Source organism: Paenibacillus sp. A3M_27_13 (genome assembly GCF_024213315.1).
In the GTDB taxonomy this organism is placed as follows: Bacteria; Bacillota; Bacilli; order Paenibacillales; family Paenibacillaceae; genus Paenibacillus; species Paenibacillus polymyxa_B.
Genome location: NZ_JANAVE010000002.1, coordinates 1,181,191 through 1,200,381, shown reverse-complemented (window position 1 = coordinate 1,200,381; position 19,191 = coordinate 1,181,191). Strand labels below are relative to the sequence as shown.

Sequence of the window (19,191 nt, the reverse complement as noted above, 5' to 3'; positions counted from 1 at the left end):
GTTTCATTGTACCATGCCTTCATTACGATTTTCCTTGTATTATCGTTTCATCATGACAGCCCATTTTCTATTTTTTTTTTGTAAAATCCTTTATCTAGTCATTTTCTTGTTAATCAAAAACAGGACAAAACAGTCGGCATACGCCTCGAAACTCTTTCATCATATCCAGTGTCAAGGAGGTTCATCCCGGATGATCTCTATGCAGAAAACCTACATTAGCATCCAAGCCGACGACTTCCAGTGCTGATTTCATATCGTTGGGCGGCAGTGTATAGGCAAAAGATAACAAAGCATTCACATGATCTAACGGCGGGCACTTATGGCGTCCATGGAAGTAAAAATCATTTTTTTGCTGCAAAATCAGTTCATCCCAAACGGAATTGTACTGATCCGCCTCCCTCCCCTCAAAACAGCGTAAAATCTCCAGCTCCTCACTTCTCTGTGATGCGATGCGTTCATGATGACAGGACATTGGTCAGATTTAATTCTGCCTGGATGATAATATAATCCAGTTTTCATATAAATACCTCAATACTCCCTGTTTATATCATCATCATACGAAATTGAATGTACATCATACGTCCGCGTCTAGGTCCATTACTTCTACTTACTTAGAGGTTAAAGTTAAGAAATAGAGTTTTGAGAGTTATAAGTCAGCAACGGTCAGAATCTACCTCATGCTTGCTTTTGATTGGTTTCCATTTTAAATATTTAACCATGTTTATTGGAAATATGGTAAATTATATGATCTTGATTTAATGTATCGTTTTGTACATAATAGATTCGTGCTAAAAATACCAAAAAAAGGAGGATAGTGATTTTTTATGTAATTGTAACAACAAAAATTTGAGGGAGATGAATGGATTTTGAAGGTTAAGAGTTTGTGTACGTGTGTGGTTGTAGGCATGCTTTCGTTATCGCTAACTTGTTCAGTAGGTGCAGAATCACTCCAAAATGAACAGTTAACCAATCCATCGATGACTAAATCAGACAATGCTTTTTTGAGCGATATCATCAACTAGCTGGACCCCGAAGACAGAGAAAACGTTACATACATAGATGAAACGGGCAAAGTGCTGGTAAACAAGGAAAGTTTAAGGCAGGAAGTTATCTCACTGGAACCAGTGAGTCAGGTTACGTATAAGAATTCGAATTCATCCCTCACATCCGTAACTGATACTACGTATAAAAATAATAGGTATAAAGATTCAACGGGGCAGCTATATACTTTACCCGTGTTACAGCCTAAACCAGCGTGTATGGGAAATCACTCATTAACACCAATGGATTTTAGCACTAACTCCGCGAGCTTCCCTGAATGTCGAGACCTGAGAAACGGGCCGTATCGTTCGGTATGGTCACATATAGGGTTTGCATGGGCTAGTACACGAGTTCATTTACCAAGTGCTAGAGAGATACGTGATAATAATAGTGGTTATAGTGGAAGCACAGGATTTATCTATATGGGTGGTTGGAGTAACACCAATATGGCGGTTGATGTTGGATTGCAGCATAGTACAAAATATAATGACTGGGCTCCTTTTATGCTTATTGAAGGTGTGAAGAACCCGTATACTTTTAAGCCACGTTTTGAACCCGATCAGGAAGTACAAATGAAATTTTATGTTCCTTCTGACGGTAACATTGCCTTGACTGTAACAGGTTATGCAGACGGTGAAAAGATAAGTAGGAGCTATGTCGAGCCGGCCCCAGATTGGACTGCTACTGGCAACGGTAACCTTATCAAAAGAACGACAAGTATAGGGCAGATACAAGATCGACAAGACTATAATGACGGATCTTACATTAGAAGAGTTCGTTGGGCCACATCCTATATCGGTTCAAATTCAGAAGATAATATCCCTTGGCGTAACAGTCAAACCTATGATTATTGTTCTATGCCACGGAGTAAAGTTGAAGTGGATTACGTACATGGAGGAGAGGAAACAGACAGTATATTTTTAGACTGAATTTTTAAGAGAGGGGCTGCTTCACCCCTCTCTTTTAAGGAGGAAATTTTGTGGGAAAGATGTTGTTCAGAATTATGCTTATAGGTGCATTGTTTTTTTGCTTTTCTCAACCCAATACAGGAAAAATGTCAGCTCAGAGTATAGCTCCAAACACTCCATTTTTGAAGATTAACAATTACTATGTCTTGTTCACAGCCCCCAAAGCACCTTATATTGATCAGAACAATCGCTATATGGTGCCTTTGAGATCCATTAATGATTTGTTGGGAGGACAGACTACGTTTAACCCGACTTCTAATACGGCTACAATTAAGTTTGGAACACACAAGGTTGAGTTTAAAATGAACTCCACTGAGATTGTTACCGACTCGAACACGTCCGTGATGGATACCGTGCCTGTACTTTATAAAAATGCGATGTTTGTGCCTTTAGGGATACTTACTAAGTACTTAGATATACACCAGGAATGGGATAAGCAAAATAAACTGTATTCCCTCTCTGAGAAAGAATTAATGAAGACACCTATGATGGAGAATGTAGAAGATTTGGATCATTTTAGAGAACAAGTGGATAATGAAAATGCATTCCAGTTGTTATCGTACAAATTGACCATGGGAGAAAAAATTCATCTGGCCATTACAGCTAAGAATATGACAGGGAAAAAGATTAGTGAGGGCATTGAAGATTTAAATACCACTTTTATTTTTTCTGACAATAGCACGGCCGGGGAAAATAGAAATCGTAAAAGACCCAGTATAGATAAGGATGAAATTGTAACTCGCGAAGATGACATAGATTATGTGAAAACAATAGAGAATAATAAAATTATCAAACATGAACTGTCGTATATTCTCTTTAAGGGCAGAACGCTAAAGACTCACAAGTAAAAAAGTACTTTTACTTGTAGAGTGGAATGGGTAAACAGTAAAGCTGATTCTAGAAAGGATCAGCTTTACTATTAAATATTAGATTTGTGAATTTCAAATTCCTTACGTTCATAAAAATAACCCAACCTACTCCATTGTCAATTAGGGACAAACTTGATAAATAGTGATTGCTTTCTCCGTTCCCAACGGTGTTTTTACTTGACTGATTATTTATGTATTAGAAAGTTTATCAAGAGTACGTCTATATTTTCGACTGCCTTCTTTATTCTGGGGTGTTATCATGACGATCATCATTTTTATTCATATAATCCTCCTCGTGCAAATCTTCGTTTGTAAAATGAAAATGCTGACTGTACTGAACCACGACTGTTCTAAACCAAACCTTTTAGCAGCCAACAAATTCGCAATCCACGCACTCATATAGAGTGCGACCCCTAAGTATTAAGCTTCTACTGGAACACCAGTCAATTTCAATCCACGCACTCATATAGAGTGCGACAGCGAAAATGGGTTAAATGCCCCCTATTTAAGTAACATTCTAGCGTTATTTTGGCAAAAACGCATCTAATATTACCTCATCCTCTTGCTATCGTTTAAAACTTGTTCACATTCGATATAATTCGACAAAATCTGAGGTGCGAATCTCTCGGAGAATTCATGTGAGCTTCACATTCGCACCTGGACAGACTCGCTTTTTGGCTTAGCAACAAATACCTGCCTGGACTTATTTCACCTCTGCCAGTTCTGCCACCTGTGAAGGAGTAAGCGCACATTCGAATATATTTAATTCATCGATAGCTCATTTAAAAGCAGGGTCCCACCAGTTAACACCAAAGCTGAACGTTCTGGCTTTGGGTAAATACATCCGGAAATATCCACTACATTGATCAGAAAAATACCTTTATGTTTTCAAAAATCATAAAGGTATTTGTAAAATATTTTATGAAAACGTTCGGCAAAAGTTGAGTTATTAACCCTGTTCATCATACCGGCTGCATTACCTGCATAATCCTTCCCATCCGTTCCAGCGCCTTCTCCAAATCGACGAGCGAGGCTGCATATGAGCAGCGAATAAAGCCCTCTCCGCCTGTTCCGAATACATGTCCCGGTACGACCGCCACCTTCGCTTCCTTCAGCATACGAAGTGCAAACTGCTCAGATGACATGCCAGTAGAAGTAATTGAAGGGAAGGCATAGAAAGCCCCCTCAGGCTCATGACAAGCAAGCCCGATTGCATTCAAGCCGGCCACAAACAGCTTGCGACGTTCATTGTAGCTCGCCATCATCTCATCCTTGGCAGCCAAGCCATGGCGCAATGATTCCAGCGCGGCAATCTGTGCAATGGTGGGCGCACACATGGCTGTGTACTGGTGGATTTTCAGCATGCCGGCAATCAGCTCATGCGGACCGCACGCATAGCCTACCCGCCAGCCTGTCATCGCAAATGCTTTGGAAAAACCACTGATGACAATCGTACGCTCCTTCATGCCCGGCAAAGAGGCGATACTGACATGCTTTCTCCCGTAAGTCAGTTCGGCATACACTTCATCCGAAATGACGACCAGATTATGTTTGATAATGAGCTCTGTCATCGGCAGCCAATCCTGCTCCGTCATAACTGTTCCAGTCGGATTACAGGGATAATTGATCATTAAAACCTTTGAATGAGGTGTAATTGCCGCTTGCAGCGCTTGCGGGGTCAGCTTGAATTGCTCCTCTGCCGTAGCCGCCACCTCTACAATTTTACCGCCATGCAGATGGGTAATGGGTTCATAGGCAATATAGCTTGGTGCTGGAATCAGCACCTCGTCACCCGGATCGATCACTGCTCGCAGCGCCAGGTCGACGGCTTCACTGCTCCCCACCGTCACAATCATTTCCTGCTCAGGGTCATAGGAAAGCGCGAAGCTGCTGGAAAAATAAGCCGAGATCTCCTCCCGCAGCTCCATCAAGCCGGCATTCGAAGTATATTTCGTCTGTCCTTCACGCAATGCCTGAATGCAAGCTTCACGTACCTTTTCCGGTGTAACGAAATCAGGCTCTCCGACCCCAAGGGCGATTGTACCTCCGCCTGCTGCATTCAGATCAAAAAAAGCGCGAATTCCCGATGGCCGAATATCCCGTACACGCGAGGATACAAACCGCCCTGTCCCCTTTTCACTAAACATATTACGCCATCCCCCATTCCTGTTTCCGCTCATGGAGCGAGCTGGCAATAATATGGTCCAGTAGCTGTGTAAAGGTTATACCCGCAGCTGCCGCACTCTTCGGAAGCAGGCTGTTGGCGGTCATTCCCGGTAATGTGTTCACTTCCAGCACGTAAGGTCTATCCTGACACAAAATCATATCGACCCTTGCATAGACCTTACATTGCAGCAGCCGGTAGCTGGCCAGTGCCGCCTCGCGCACACGCTGTTCAATAACGGTGGGAAGCTCGACCACCTTCTCCTCAGCACCGCCGACCTCATATTTTGCTTTGTAGTCGAACCACTTCGAACGAGCGGAGCTAATGCTAATAATTGGTAATACCTCGCCATCTACGATGGAGCAGGTAATCTCCGTCCCTTCATAATAGGACTCAATCAAGATCGCTTGATCCAAGCTGCAAGCCCCCTGAACAGCCGACAGCAGTTCCTTCTCATTTTGTACAAGCTGGATGCCGATGCTGGATCCCCCCGTATTCGGCTTCACAATAACCGGGTAGCCCAAACGCTCCACCACCTGCGGATCATAATCGTCCATCCCCTGCCAGTAAAGGCCTGAAGGCGTATGCACACCCGCTGCCTTCAACAGCATCTTGGACAACTGCTTATTCATGCATAAGCTGCTTGCCAGGACACCGCTGCCTGTGTAGGGAATGCCCAGCGTCTCCAGCGCTCCCTGCACCGTGCCGTCCTCGCCATACTGACCATGCAGTGCCAACAGCGCGATATCAATGCCTGTCTGCTGGACCTGCGCGATTAAATCCGCTCGCTGCTCGATCACCATTGGAACCACTTCATAACGGCTGCGATCCAAATGATTGATCATCTCTTGACCTGTCTGCAGAGAAATCTCACGCTCAGAGGAAATACCGCCCATAATAACGCCAATTTTCATCATGACACCTCATTTTTCTTCAAAATCTTTATGTGGCTACGGATGTTCATCCGATCGCTAGTGCTTCTTCAGAACAATATTCCGTCTCTATAGCTCTTTTCTTAATCCTTATGCCTTAAGAAAGTTACGCGTCTGTTGACCGATTATTTGAATACCCCGTTCGATATTTTCATCTGTTACTCGTGAAAACCCAAGCCGCAATGTATTCGTCCCTTCGCCTTCTTGAATAAAAAACTTGTCTCCCGGTGTGAAAATGACGCCCTGTTCTGTGCAAGCTTCTAGCAGCTGGCGTGTATTTACGCCTGTCGGGAAGGTAAGGAACAAATGCAAGCCCCCGTCACCTGACACATGCGCCTCAGGAAGATGTGCTTCACAGCATGCCTTTGTCAGCTCATATTTGCGCTTATACTCTGTACGTGCTTTTTTTACATGTTTATCGAAATTTCCGTTAAGCATATATTGGTATAAAATCGATTGATCGATTGTTGAGGTATGAATGGTGCGCGCACGCTTAATGCTTTCCAGAGTGTCAATCAGTGCTCGGTCTCCAAGCACCCAGCCTACACGCAAGCCAGGGAACAGCACCTTGGAAAAGCTGCCAATATAGATTACTCCGTTCCCTTGGCCTGCTGTCGCTATTAAGGGCGCAACATGCGCTCCCGAGTAGCGTAGCTCCTCATTGAATCCATCCTCGATCACCGGAATCTGATAGCGCATCATTAATTTCATAACAGCGCTACGCTTTGCTGGCGACATGACGATGCCTGTCGGATTATGATAGGAAGGAGTCAAATAGGCCAAATCGAAGCTATTGGTCTGTAATACCTCCTCTAGCCGCTCTACATCAATACCGTCACACTTCATCGGAATGCCGGTAATCTCAAATCCTTGCAACTTCAAATTTTTGATCGCTGTGTGATGGGTCGGATTTTCACAAATTGCCGCTCCACGGCGTGCAGAAGGGCGTAAAGCCGACAGCACAATGTCAAAGCCTTCTGTAAACCCGCCTGTAATCAGCATATCCTTGCCAATTATATCGACGCCTTTGTTCTCCATATAATGCATCAGGTAATCAATCAGCGGCTTGTAGCCCTTGGCATAGCCGTAGTTGAGCAGCACCTGCCCTTCGATTGCCATCCGATCCATAAAAGCTCGCCTTACATCCCCCAGATCAAACAGCTGCTCATCCGGAGCGATGCTTGTGAACGAGATAGTTCCCTTTTGGGCACGAATGCCCTGCTTCATCATATCCAGATCAACAGCCGATACAGCATACTCGTTCATTCTTGCCTTCCAGTCGACCTCCCAGGTGGCAGAACCGTCAGATCCTCCGTTATCTACGGCCGACTGGCCCACCATGGCGGCCACATAACTCCCCTTTCCGGGAATCGCATACGTAAATCCGTCATCCTCCAAGCCTTCATAGGCTGCAATGACTGTATTGCGGCTCACCTTAAGCAGAACGCTCATTTCTCGTGTGGAAGGCAGCTTCTGATCCGCCTGAAGCGCCCCTTTTATAATTAAACGATTGACGTATTCTTTTACTTGTATCGAGACCGGGCGGTCACTTACGAGCTTGAAATCCTGGAACATTCTTCATCGCCTCCCCCTATAATGATGGCATACAAGACGAGTGAAAAAAAAGAACCACCGCACTGGATTTTTCATCCTTCGGTGGTTCTTCCGCATTTTATCCCCTGTACGCCCTCATATTCTTGCCTCATTCCCCCGCATCATTGCCTCTCATCGCGCCCATTGCGAGCATTGTACATATCACAAAGATCGTTTCACTTCGATTTTATTTTCTTCCTTCTGCGGCTGAAGCCCTGAGAACTATGCAAAGCATACCAGTCAAACAAAACCATATGCCGTAACGACTGACCGTGAATCCTGCCGCATCGTCAATTGTCACATGGAGTGCGCCTATTTCTTTCTTGAGGACGTCCTCCATTCATCATATTTCAATCCACGCACTCATATAGAGCGCGACCCGACCGGATACATGAGCGACTACCACTGAATGGTCGATTTCAATCCACGCACTCATATGGAGTGCGACAGCGAAAATGAAGGAATTCATACCCTAATGATATCAATTCCATGCATTTTCGAAAAAAACGATGCTAAAAAAGCTTGAATCGACTATTGACTTCTAACGAAGAAAGCTAATCCGAATCCATTTCGACAAATTTCGAGGTGCGAAGGACCCGGGGTTTTTATGTGAGCTTCACATTCGCACCGTAACCAAGACAATACACTCAGGATACCACAAAACATTTCTCCGTCCCAGAGCATGCTCTATTTTCTAAAACAATAACGACTCTGCCCCATCAATTACAATTTGTGCACCAGTAATGTGACGCGAATGATCTGAGGCCAAAAATGTTACCAAATCAGCTACCTGCTCGGGTTGACCCGGTCCATCTGCCAACGGTTGCCCTCCTTCGGGAAACTTGACGGGGATGGTAATTTGCTTTAACCCTTCCGATTTCTCCGTGGTTTCATCAATATTGGTCGAAATGGCCCCAGGATAGATGACATTGACACGAATACGGAACTTAGCCAGCTCCAGCGCAGCCATTTTAGCAAAACCGGTTTGACCCGCCTTCGATGTACTGTAGGCTGACATCCCAAAGCTGGTAAAGCGCTGATTTCCATTAATGGAGCTGGTAATAATAATGCTGCCGCCACCGTTCTTTTTCAAATGTGGTATTGTATACTTCACCGTCAGGAAGGTACCATCCAGATTCGTGGACAATGTTTGCCGCCAATCCTCAATGCTCAGATCCTCGATCGGTCCGACGACCCCGTTAATCCCGGCATTAGCAAAAATGATATGCAGACCGCCAAATAATTCAACCGCTTCCAGAACTGCTTTTTCCACACGCACCGGATCAGCAATGTCCACGTCAAATGCCCGAGCTGATCCTTCACGTATGGCATTAATTTCTCTTTCCGTCTCCAAAATGCGCTCATTACTTACGTCAAAAAGAGCGACATTCGCTCCTTCTCTGGCCATTTGAATGGCCGTTGCCTTTCCAATCCCAGAACCAGCCCCCGTGATTAGAGCGGTTTTGCCTTCAAAGCGCGCGCCTCCTGCATATGTGTAGCTCATATGTATCGCTCCCTTTCAGTAATCTGTATAATCACAAGATTACCCAAAAGGATATACTTTATAATCACCATTTTTGCGCATTTTTTGCTATTCCTTTGCGGTATTTAAGAAAAGGACGAATATTACGCGCATTAGCGCGTCTTTCCTTCTCCTCCTCGTTACATTCTATAAATATCTTAACGAATCGTATTTTTCTATGTATTCATCAAAAAAAGGACGTTATACAACCATGGATATGGATGCATACGTCCTTTTGCTTATTCATTTACCACTGAAGCTCAATAAATGCAGCATCATCATCAAGTCCCCCGGTATGGGATGCGTCCAATAATACCTGTATCTGCTCATCAGGGACAGGCTCGCGAATGGGGTCCAAATCGGATAAACCGTCCGTATACACCTGTAATCTCATAGGCATATCTGCGGGTATGCTTCTTTCGTACCAATGAGGCTTCCCACCAATCGGCCCACGACTTGTAGACCAGCGCTCCGATGTAGAAAAGGTATGATCGAACAGCTCGCTAATTTCCTCGGCACCGTTCCATAGTCGCAAACGTGAATCCCCTTGCCAGGCAAGTCGGAGACGGCCACGGCTACCACGCTTCGGCAGTTCGATTTTACCGCAAATATACATGGACTGGCTTCCCTGACGACGTTTATCTTCCAATACCGACCGCATTAAGCCTGATTCATGATCCAAAGGCTGCCGATCCAGTTCCTCTGCCGCTGTACCTGCCAAACGTTCAAGGTACACTCTTAACTGATCAACAGACAGATCTTGTCCCCGTTCCATCCAATCCAGTAAAGAGGAACCCAGATAGCGGGCTGCAAAATCTCCTCGGTAACTGAGCCCGACACCATCACACAAGACAAAACAACAGACGGATTTATGAATACGTACTGCGGCGAAATCCTGTCCGCTTTCCCCCATACTGGCAGATTCGGCAGATCTTCCATAGCCATAACGACACATAAAACGACTGTGATGAGATGATAAAGGCTGATCGCCTGTCTGAGAGCTTATGTAAGCAAATTGCTGAGTCAGCCTTGCATTCATTCCCTTTTTTTTGCTCGCGGGGAGCAGGGACAGCAGTGGATTCATGCTTTTACCTCCTTACCGTACAGGCGTTGCAGCCGACATTTGGAACCCAATGGACACCAGTTCCGCACAGGTTCCGGGCAGCATCATAATGGCTCCTTCACCTAACTGATAATCCGCCTCAAATAGCATTTCCCGATAGCTTTCAGGCAGCACAGAAGACATATCACGCAATTTCACAGCATGTTCATCCTGCAACGGCGTATTATGTGTCAGACCTTTCCATCGACGGGGGTCCTGAATAGGCGTTTCCAGCAACCTGTCGGATAAAAATATATTTTCCACCAGTACATTACCGTCCGGTACACTCATGCTCATAATGCGCTTCGCAATCGGTTCCGGATCATCGCCAGTGGAAACCCCATCTGTCATATGACAGACCAAAGGTGCAGGACAGTCCTGCATCCCTGGTAATTCTGCCTGCAAAATACGCTCAGCTTGCAGGAAGGCTTTTGCTGAATCTGAAAATCGTTTGGGTGTCAAATCGGGCAACGAACCAATGGCCGCGATTTCATCAATTCCCTTGACACCATTCAGCAGGTCATACACGTCGTCACTATAAGCTAAAATCGCAATCCGATAGCGTGCTGTCAGCCGATTTCCTTTGGTTGATCGGAAAACCATCTGCCGGATCGCCAACGATATAGCTTCATATACAACGTCAATACGCCGCCGCCCCTCCATCAGCATGTTCATCGACGCGCTGATGTCAATCAGGTAAATGATCAGGGCGGGAGTGCGTTGTGAAGCCTGTATTGTATAATTCATGGTTTGTACATGCTCCCCTCAGTTACCTTCTATCTTCATCTGTTTTGTAGCTATCATTCCGCCCATATATAAACATATGAAATATTAAATTTTAGGCAGTCTAAAATTCGTATCGCCTAAAAAATTATAGATCGAGGAAGCCCGATATCCCACTTCGCCTACCGAACGATAATAAGAAGGATTACTATCATATAGTGTTCTAAAACGCTTCGCAAAGCTCTTTGCCTTCGCAGCGCTTCCACCTTCCTGAGAGGCATATGCCTTGTTGTACAGGGAAATAAGCTGAAGAACGTTCTCCTTGTTTCGTGCATGCATAGACTCTTTTTGCTTTTGTTCCGCCTCGGCTGCTGCCTTACGAGCTGCCTCTTCCTGGGCGGCACGGGTTTCCTGCTCCTTTTTCAAAGCCAAGTATTTTTCATACTTTGCCTGTTGATCATACGCTTTTTGCTTCGCCAACTTGGCAGCCGCCTGCTTATTTTGTTCCTTTTGGGCGAGATAAGCTTCATATTTAACCTGTTGATCGATAAGGGCTTGCTGTCTCTTCTGCTCTTCCTGTTGCTTTTGAGCGGCAAGTACCTGCTGTTTGGCCTGCTGTTCCGCTTCCTGGCGTTGTTTCTCCGTCAGCAATTTTTGAGCGGCTTCCTGCTCGGCTGCCAGCTTTTCCTCGGCCGCCTTTGCAGCCTTCGCTGCCTCTTCCTGCTTGGCCGCCTCGATTTGACGCTGATTGGACTGATCTGCAAGAATATTCACGGCTGGGATTCCAGCTGCCAACAGAACGACTGCGGCCGCAGTTGTCACGATAAACGCTTTGGAGCGATACCAGGCTTTTGATTTTTCAGGTTGCTCCGGCGTCTTGGGATTCAACTGCTCCTCTAGCCCTGTGATCGCAGCCGACACCTCCACATGCAGAGGACTGCCATCTTCTACAAAATGATACAACGACCGGTATACTTCCAGCGCTGCAGCAGGTTTGTTTTGCTGCTCCAAATCACGTGCCTGTCGGAACAGCTTGTCCGTTACCCCACGCTCTCCCTGCTCCAGGGCAGCCTGATTTAGCAATGCAGCCTGTTCAGCCTTGAGCGGTGCAGGCGCTGACAAAGAGGGTGCAGCTTCACTGGCAAGACCGCCCACCGCTGCCGATTCTATTGTTTCTGTCGCAACAGGCTCCGGTTCTATAGCCTCAACTGGAATTTCCTGCTCAGTAACCGCATTAAGTACAACCAGCCATTCGCCAAAAGTAGGGCAACTGCTTAAATCCTGACTATCCCAGGCGCGGCTGAACAATTCTACCACCTTGCTGCCCCAACGGGATTCAAGTGATTTTCGTAAAATAAAATAACGTTCGCAAGGCGTCTGCATTTCATGCTGATCAAAATAACTCTCGCCCCACGCTTTGTCGACTACAACACGGTCAGACCAGCCTAGCATTTCTCCTATAATAATTGCCCCTGCAAAACGGTCTGCATACGCACTCCATAAACCGCTGTGGACGGTACGATGTGCGGCATACCCTGGCGAACCTGCCAATAGAGCGTCTGGACGATCCATTTTAGTACTATACATTTGTTCCACGTCCACCAATTCCACAGCTGACGTGCCTTGAGGCAGTTCCACTTCAGAAAAAAACGGAAGCATCACATTTGGCGCCGATAAATCACAGTGCGCCAATCCTTTTTGCTCCATAGCTGAACCGATCCCTGCCAATGCTCTGGCTAAAGCCAGACTATCGGAAGCCTCAAGCTGACGCTGATCTGTGAGACAATCGAACCATGTCATACCGTGAACCCATGGCATCAGCACCGCATACAGCAAATCAGGCTGCTCGGCGATCAGACTTCCGTTTCTTTCTGGAGTGAGCACATCACGCTTGCATACCTGCAAACCGGGAATATCCCCGTATGCTTCCATATGCTCAGATTGATAAACCATAGCCGGGATGCGGAACTTCGGAAAAAACACTTTAAGGGCTTTTGCCTCATGCGGTGCTCCGTTTTTGGCATTCAGTTGGTATACAATTCCCTGCCGCCCTGCTTGGGCATAGGCTAAACCGGGTGCAGCGGGATGTCGTCCAACCACATAAGCTGTGCCGTTTATGATCAATTCGTCTCCCGGATTCGGTTGAAAAGACATGAAACATCCCTCTCCTTACATCATTCAGTATGCTAGTTTTCCTCACCTTATTATATACATCTATGGATGGCAAGAAAACCGGGTATCCGAAGATCGCCCGGTTTTTCCTGAACATCCTGTGCCAAACCGTGAGGAATGGCTCACATATTGCTTCTTATAGAGTGGTATATGACAAGTTAATGCCTATCAGGCAAGGCAACTTATTTCGTTTGGTCAACCGTACGGAATTTGTTAGCGATAGCTGTCAATTCTTGGCTGATGCTGTTCAAAGTCGTTACGAAAGCTTGCATTTGTTTGCTAGCTTCCTGAAACTCTTGGAAGAAGCGTTGTTTAGTCATACCTTCCCATTGACCTTCCATACCTGAGATGGACTGTGTCAAACTGGAAACGATCTGTTGGCTTTGCTCACCACTTTGTTTAAATTGGTTAGCCACCTGATCAACCTGTTCTGGGGTAATTAAAATGCGTCCTGCCATTTTTTGCGTCCTCCTTGATGATAAAAATGTTTTTGTTTTATCTAGTTCAAATTGTACTATGGCTATTTAATTCCCTACAAAAGGCAAAGGACCTAATTGTAACAATCCCACTTTTTAACTATAAAACAGCACCTAACAGTATAATATTAACAAAACAACCACCTAATAAGTCCCATAAAGTCGGGAACTGCGAAACGAATCAAGTAAATTTTGCAGTCGGTCCAGATTGTCCCGGAACGCGATCCCAACTAAGCGACAGGCTGATCTCTTGTTGTAGACGGATCAGTAAAATACCAATCCTGCGGACTGCTAGAAGACGCCTGCATCAGAATATCCTGATGCAACGTTTCTACATCCGAAGACTGTACACCAGCAATGGCATGTACGACAGACTGCGGGTTTGAAATCAGACTGCCTGTTTCCGAAGCTTGCCCAGGCAGAATAGACGGTGATTGCTGATTCGACCAATCGAGCATTGTGACGGGTCGTCCCAATGGTTGGCTGGCAAATGACAGAATCGTTTGATAGTTGTGATCAACAGACTGAAACTGCTCTGCCTTTCGGTTCAGTTGTGTACCTGATGTATGGAGGTAAGCATGAATCTGTTCTGACATCCGCTTGGCCTGCATCCAATGATTCAAGATCGCCTCGCGTGCAGATACATCCCAATCCAGCGATTGTAACGCCTGCTCCAAACCTGCTGTTAACTGTTGAATTTGCTCCGCTGCATGCTGTAGCTGCCCGCTAAGCCCCCGAAGCACATCCGGTTCAACTCGAATGCGCATATCCATCACCCTTCTTCTGTCACTTCTTCATTCACTGCCGACTGTTTCAACCAATTTAATAATAAATCCACAAACTGATCCCTTGAAGCCATAGCTGCAATCAGCCAGTCTCCGTTACCACTTGAGCTCATCCGAAATATCCAGTTCATTGCAGGACACAGGACAAAGGCTGCCCGTTGTGATTCCCACTCTCTGCCGTTCCATACCAGCAATTGCAGTTCTCCTTCGGCTACACGAGAACTCAAAGACTGAGCCAGTCTTGCAGCCCCCTCTGCATCTCCGCTAGCCTCGGTCAGTTTACTGCTGATCAGAGACACACTTTCTCCTGCCGATTGCTCGTAAATTTTATTAAATGCCTGCTTGGAGAACATAAGTGCGGGGGATTCAGGCACAAGTCGATCTACCCAACCCATTTTATCAATCAATGTCTCGCAAGCCTTTTCCACATTTCCCAGATCGTACAGTCGATACTCATCGGGTTCATCAGCGGATTTCACGAGTTCCACTACACGCTCGTTCGTGCAATGGAGATAGCCTTCAAACCGCTTACCTCCCCGCACATAGCGTATACGGCAAGCCCTGTTGGATAATCCCGCGATAGCGACTCTTGAAAAAACGGTAGGAGGCATTGCTAGCTCTTTGCCCTTATCTACCTGCTTTAGATACCCCTTTTCCAAAAGAGTAGCTTTTACCTGCTCCCACTCTTCCGCCAACTCCTCTGCTAGATAGCCCTTAAACGGATCTTCCACCCCAAGCAGTCTGTCAGAACCCAGTACGCCTGCCAGAAAAAACAGTTCCTTCGCCTTGAGGGTTATTAACTTCTGCTTGGAAGCTTGAAACGTTAACATTATGAGCCACCTCCCTTCAAACTACAACATGCCATCGGTCACGAATTTTCGTTATCCAATCCTCACAGCTCACTTGCTCTGAGAAGGGAATTGCCGCTTTTATCCTGGTAAATTTGCGCCGTACGTAGTATCCCTGCCCAGGTGGCAGGACTTTTAGGCCACCAGCAGCGGCGTTCGCCTCCGAATAAGGGATACGAAAGAACGATAGATCATTCGAATCTAGTGTTCCAAATAGCATACCGCTTTGGCTTGCCTTGACATCATTAAACCAGTCCACACCAAAGGTAGGGAAATCAGATGGCACACCCGAGAGCACGACATGCACATTGCGATCACGTCCCAACCGTACAATGGCAGAGAGCTGATCCTTTATCATAAAATCGTTCAGTTGCTTACTTAACATATCCGCATCATCAATGACCAGGAGCAATTCGGGATCATTCCCCTCCTTGTTCCGCTGTTGAACGATATCATACACTTTCTGTACCAGAGGTCCCATTTCTTCCTCGCTTTCGGCAGCAGCCTTAACATGAGGAAGATGCCGTAATCTAGATAGTCCTCCGCCTCCATAGCGTGTATCGATCGTATAGACTTCCAATTGATCGGGTGATGTGTAATAAGCAAGCGATATAATCCAGCTCATTAGAAAAGAGGTTTTTCCACCCTCCATTGGACTACCCACTATAAAATTGGGCCCTTCTTTCAGATTCAGGAGAAAAGGCTCAAGATCGTCACTCTGTAGACCTACAGGTACTTCATAAGGAAGTGCACCCGATGGTCCACTTGTTCGATCCCACTGCTGAAGCAGTTCCGACAGTGGAATCCGCTCAGGTAATGGGAGGATGGCTGGTGCGTGCTTGCCTTTCCATTCGTGCACAATGCCAGCAATATTGCGGCGTAACCGTGCTGATCGCTCCGCCTCATCTTCTCCTGGTGAAGGCAATGCCGTCTGGAACTCCAGCGGAGGAACATGCCCTTTAACCAGAGCGCGGCCTGGAATTAACGGTCCTGGCGTTTTGGCTGGTCGTCCTACCGCATAGTAATAGTCACTCGGGTCGGACATTTCAAAAGAAACAGCATTCGGTATGTTACTGCGGAATTTCTCAAACACATCGGTAATCCGATTCGCTGTAATGATAAACGTAATACCTAGACTGCCTCCTTCTCGCAAAAGAGATTCCAGCAGTTCATTTTCATCTGGATAAGCATTACGGAAATTAAGATATCCATCAATAACTACGACAATTTGCGGAATATCCTCAACAGCAGAACGTCGATAAGAGCTTATTGTTTTGACACCAGCCTCGGAAAGCATTTCCTTGCGTACGGCCACCATCTTGAACAGATAACGGAACAGTCGCTTGATCCGGTCATCCTCCTCAGCCATCATAACAGCCCCGATTTGGGGAAGTTCCCCAAAGTCGCGCATCGTTCGACCCATATCAATGATATAACCGTTCCAATGATTCGCTGCAAAACGCTGAGCCGTGGACATCAGCAATGTATGCAAAAAGGTCGTCTTTCCCATGCCCGGCATGCCATACACAGCCCAATGACCATGATCCAGCGATGCATAAATTGGCTCCTGCCGCTGATTCGGCAAATCATCCACCAGACCAATAAGGGCCTTCAACTCCAAAGGTGATGATGTACTATCTATTTCGGTGCATGCCGGCAGATTTGTTAAATCCAGCAATTCAGGCAACGGCGGAAGCCACGGTCCCTGAAGTCGTTCGATCCCTGCCTTAGCAGCCTCATTCGCAATATAATCAATAAATACTTGAAGCTGTTTAGGGGCTTCTTCTCCTTTTAAGCCTGAGCTTGCCCGTTCGCCGCCCGTCAGTAGCGCTTCACGTTTCCCGTTCAGTCTCACTTCATGTACAGGTAGTGCAGAAGAAATATCGCTGTTGCCTATATACGGCGCACCGCTCCAAGCAAACTGCATCTCTTCAAACACCTCGTCGCTACCGACCTGGAAATATCCTCGTCCCGGCTTCGTAATCCACGCGGCATTCGGTATTTTCAACATGTCACGGCTATCACCTTCGCTTTGCACCCGTAAGCAGATGCGGAACCTGGAGTTACTCCAGATCTTATCATCTACGACACCTGCGGGCTTTTGCGTCGCCAAAATCAAATGGACACCTAGTGTCCGCCCAATCGCGGCAATACTGATTAACTCGTCCATAAACTCTGGCTGATCTCGCTTTAATTGTGCAAATTCATCAATAATAATAACCAGATGAGGCAGCGGTTGTTCCTGCCGCTGCCGGAGTAGTCTGTAATATTCATCAATATGCTGTAAATTGCCTGCATCGTTCAATATCTTCTGTCGACGAACCAGTTCTGCTTTAAGAGATATTTTGGCACGTTCAATCAAATTATTGTCCAAGTTCGTGATCGTACCCACAACATGCGGCAAGTTAACGAACGTGTTGGACATGCCTCCACCCTTGTAATCGATCAGCATAAAAGCAAGATCATGTGGATGAAACTCGGCAGCAAGCGAGGCTACGATGGACTGGATAACCTCACTCTTCCCTGAACCCGTTGTACCGGCGATCAAGCCATGGGGACCATGTCCTTGACGCTCTATCTTATCATGCAGGTTAATCATAATCCTCTTACCGCCTGCTCGCACGCCCATCGGCACAGGTAAGGTATCGGGATGGCGGTTACGTCGCCACCGATCTGCCACGTCCAGTTCTTCCACACTCGCTACGCTCATCATATCAAACAGAGGTAGCACAGCGGGAATGTCAGAAGCAGAGGAACGCTTCAAGCGAATAGGAGCCATGTACCTCGCCAATGCATCGGCTTCCTCTTTTGACAAACGATCCGGTTTAAAACTTTGCTGTTCAACCTCCGCCGATTCTGATTTGCGGGCATATACGCCCTGCTCTTTGGAAGCCTCCACAATCAGCTGACACTGCATCGGCAAAGCCTCTTTACGAGAAGCTAGCACAATCGTACACGCATCAATGGCTCGACCGTCCTCCAGTAACAACGGCAGCAACGGTTCTTCCTCAATCAGCTGGGTGTCAGATAAAACAACGATATAACACGGGACTTCCATTCCTTTGTCCTGGCGATCATTGCGATTATTTTTACGACGGTTCAGTCTGGCAAACAGAAAATCAGCTAATTGATGTGCACTGCTACTGCGGTCTGACATCATTCTCTGGATGCGGTCATCATCCCACACATGTGGGAGCCAGCGCATCCAAGTCCATTCACTTTCCTCTCGCTCGTCATAGAAGGAAGCAATTTTCACTTCATCTGGCGAGTGACGAACCGTCACCTGTGCCAAAATGACTCTTAACGCAGCAAGGGTATGCTCCCGGTCGCCGACCAATCCAACCACTTTGGATTGAAACAGCGGTAATGCAATGGAAGCAGCGTCTACCAGACGAAATTCCTCTTCCAGCTCATCCGCAGCTCCCAACAAAGGATCTCGGTCATAACCATCTGGACGTGGAATTTGCAATTTAATATGAAAGGGAACTTGTCCAGTCCCAATACGCACCTGCAAAAAGTCCTCATCCTCCGGTGATCGTTCCCAGAGTGAACTATTGCGGTTTTTGACGATTTGAGTGCATATTTGCGGGTCACCGTGAATTTCATATAGTGTGCGAATTTGCTCCTCGCGTTTCATTTCAAGTTCTTCACGATGCTTTTGAAGCTGTTCCCGGTACATCCGGTCCCGTTCCTCCAGATTGCGCTTGTATTCCTTCTTATTATTTAAATAGACGAAAAAAGGAATCGTATAAGATGTAAGCATCATGACCACAGTGACCATCTGGAACATCAAATAGTTACTGTTACCCATCTTGCCTGTTTTGCTCATATATACGTAAAAGCCTATAGTCACCAACGTCATCATTAACGGAATAAGTATAGATATAATAGAAAAAGACGGCTTGCTCGGCTCAGCCGGAGGCCGTAAAATCTCCAGCTTCTCCTCTCGGAGCGCCGGCCTTAATCTCGGGGATCGCTGGTATAATGCATTCAAGA

General features: G+C 46.3%; 13 protein-coding genes and 1 pseudogene. 2 read left to right on the top strand and 12 right to left on the bottom strand.

Annotated features, from left to right (window positions below; translation table 11 throughout):
• Nucleotides 1-99 precede the first annotated feature (99 nt).
• A pseudogene (gene cas1 / locus NLX82_RS12070) lies at nt 100-433 on the bottom strand (CRISPR-associated endonuclease Cas1); the annotation flags it as partial.
• A gap of 826 nt (nt 434-1,259) precedes the next feature.
• On the opposite strand from cas1, the gene NLX82_RS12065 reads away from it, so the two are divergent.
• Both NLX82_RS12065 and NLX82_RS12060 read left to right on the top strand, forming a co-directional pair.
• On the top strand, nt 1,260-1,970 hold the full coding sequence (locus NLX82_RS12065; protein ID WP_367995882.1) for a YrpD family protein: 711 nt from the start codon (nt 1,260-1,262) through the stop codon (nt 1,968-1,970).
• Between the two features lie 59 nt (nt 1,971-2,029).
• Nucleotides 2,030-2,857: a copper amine oxidase N-terminal domain-containing protein gene (locus NLX82_RS12060; protein ID WP_254348217.1), complete on the top strand. Its 828-nt coding sequence runs from the start codon at nt 2,030-2,032 to the stop codon at nt 2,855-2,857.
• A 983-nt stretch (nt 2,858-3,840) separates the two neighbouring features.
• Here the strand turns inward: NLX82_RS12060 and NLX82_RS12055 are convergent.
• The 11 genes from NLX82_RS12055 to essC form a co-directional block, all read right to left on the bottom strand.
• A complete protein-coding gene (locus tag NLX82_RS12055) occupies nt 3,841-5,025 on the bottom strand; it encodes an aminotransferase class I/II-fold pyridoxal phosphate-dependent enzyme (protein ID WP_254348145.1) in 1,185 nt (394 codons plus the stop codon).
• A gap of 1 nt (nt 5,026) precedes the next feature.
• Nucleotides 5,027-5,956 carry a D-alanine--D-alanine ligase gene (locus NLX82_RS12050; RefSeq protein ID WP_254348143.1) on the bottom strand — a complete coding sequence of 310 codons (930 nt, stop codon included), beginning with the start codon at nt 5,954-5,956 and terminating at the stop codon, nt 5,027-5,029.
• A 108-nt stretch (nt 5,957-6,064) separates the two neighbouring features.
• On the bottom strand, nt 6,065-7,549 hold the full coding sequence (locus NLX82_RS12045) for an aminotransferase-like domain-containing protein (protein WP_254348142.1): 1,485 nt from the start codon (nt 7,547-7,549) through the stop codon (nt 6,065-6,067).
• Between the two features lie 712 nt (nt 7,550-8,261).
• Nucleotides 8,262-9,071: an SDR family oxidoreductase gene (locus NLX82_RS12040; RefSeq protein ID WP_023988269.1), complete on the bottom strand. Its 810-nt coding sequence runs from the start codon at nt 9,069-9,071 to the stop codon at nt 8,262-8,264.
• A gap of 265 nt (nt 9,072-9,336) precedes the next feature.
• On the bottom strand, nt 9,337-10,173 hold the full coding sequence (locus tag NLX82_RS12035; RefSeq protein ID WP_028542687.1) for a hypothetical protein: 837 nt from the start codon (nt 10,171-10,173) through the stop codon (nt 9,337-9,339).
• A gap of 12 nt (nt 10,174-10,185) precedes the next feature.
• The gene (locus tag NLX82_RS12030; RefSeq protein ID WP_013309992.1) at nt 10,186-10,938 is read right to left on the bottom strand and encodes a vWA domain-containing protein; all 753 of its coding nucleotides are present in this window, start codon (nt 10,936-10,938) and stop codon (nt 10,186-10,188) included.
• Between the two features lie 84 nt (nt 10,939-11,022).
• Complete coding sequence (locus tag NLX82_RS12025) at nt 11,023-13,068, bottom strand: serine/threonine-protein kinase (RefSeq protein ID WP_071558842.1); 2,046 nt, start codon at nt 13,066-13,068, stop codon at nt 11,023-11,025.
• Between the two features lie 200 nt (nt 13,069-13,268).
• Nucleotides 13,269-13,544: a WXG100 family type VII secretion target gene (locus NLX82_RS12020; protein ID WP_013309990.1), complete on the bottom strand. Its 276-nt coding sequence runs from the start codon at nt 13,542-13,544 to the stop codon at nt 13,269-13,271.
• Nucleotides 13,545-13,792: 248 nt separating this feature from the next.
• The gene (locus NLX82_RS12015) at nt 13,793-14,329 is read right to left on the bottom strand and encodes a WXG100 family type VII secretion target (protein WP_023988266.1); all 537 of its coding nucleotides are present in this window, start codon (nt 14,327-14,329) and stop codon (nt 13,793-13,795) included.
• Between the two features lie 5 nt (nt 14,330-14,334).
• On the bottom strand, nt 14,335-15,177 hold the full coding sequence (locus NLX82_RS12010; RefSeq protein ID WP_071558843.1) for a hypothetical protein: 843 nt from the start codon (nt 15,175-15,177) through the stop codon (nt 14,335-14,337).
• A gap of 16 nt (nt 15,178-15,193) precedes the next feature.
• Entirely contained in the window at nt 15,194-19,189 is a 3,996-nt protein-coding gene (gene essC, locus NLX82_RS12005) for a type VII secretion protein EssC (RefSeq protein ID WP_254348139.1), read from the bottom strand.
• Nucleotides 19,190-19,191: the final 2 nt, after the last annotated feature.

Coding starts and splice junctions, on each gene's coding strand:
- NLX82_RS12030 (WP_013309992.1), bottom strand. CDS start 10,938: ATGAATTATACAATACAGGCTTCACAACGCACTCCCGCCCTGATCATT.
- NLX82_RS12055 (WP_254348145.1), bottom strand. CDS start 5,025: ATGTTTAGTGAAAAGGGGACAGGGCGGTTTGTATCCTCGCGTGTACGG.
- NLX82_RS12020 (WP_013309990.1), bottom strand. CDS start 13,544: ATGGCAGGACGCATTTTAATTACCCCAGAACAGGTTGATCAGGTGGCT.
- NLX82_RS12025 (WP_071558842.1), bottom strand. CDS start 13,068: ATGTCTTTTCAACCGAATCCGGGAGACGAATTGATCATAAACGGCACA.
- NLX82_RS12045 (WP_254348142.1), bottom strand. CDS start 7,549: ATGTTCCAGGATTTCAAGCTCGTAAGTGACCGCCCGGTCTCGATACAA.
- NLX82_RS12050 (WP_254348143.1), bottom strand. CDS start 5,956: ATGAAAATTGGCGTTATTATGGGCGGTATTTCCTCTGAGCGTGAGATT.
- NLX82_RS12035 (WP_028542687.1), bottom strand. CDS start 10,173: ATGAATCCACTGCTGTCCCTGCTCCCCGCGAGCAAAAAAAAGGGAATG.
- NLX82_RS12015 (WP_023988266.1), bottom strand. CDS start 14,329: ATGCGCATTCGAGTTGAACCGGATGTGCTTCGGGGGCTTAGCGGGCAG.
- NLX82_RS12065 (WP_367995882.1), top strand. CDS start 1,260: ATGGGAAATCACTCATTAACACCAATGGATTTTAGCACTAACTCCGCG.
- NLX82_RS12060 (WP_254348217.1), top strand. CDS start 2,030: ATGTTGTTCAGAATTATGCTTATAGGTGCATTGTTTTTTTGCTTTTCT.
- NLX82_RS12040 (WP_023988269.1), bottom strand. CDS start 9,071: ATGAGCTACACATATGCAGGAGGCGCGCGCTTTGAAGGCAAAACCGCT.
- NLX82_RS12010 (WP_071558843.1), bottom strand. CDS start 15,177: ATGTTAACGTTTCAAGCTTCCAAGCAGAAGTTAATAACCCTCAAGGCG.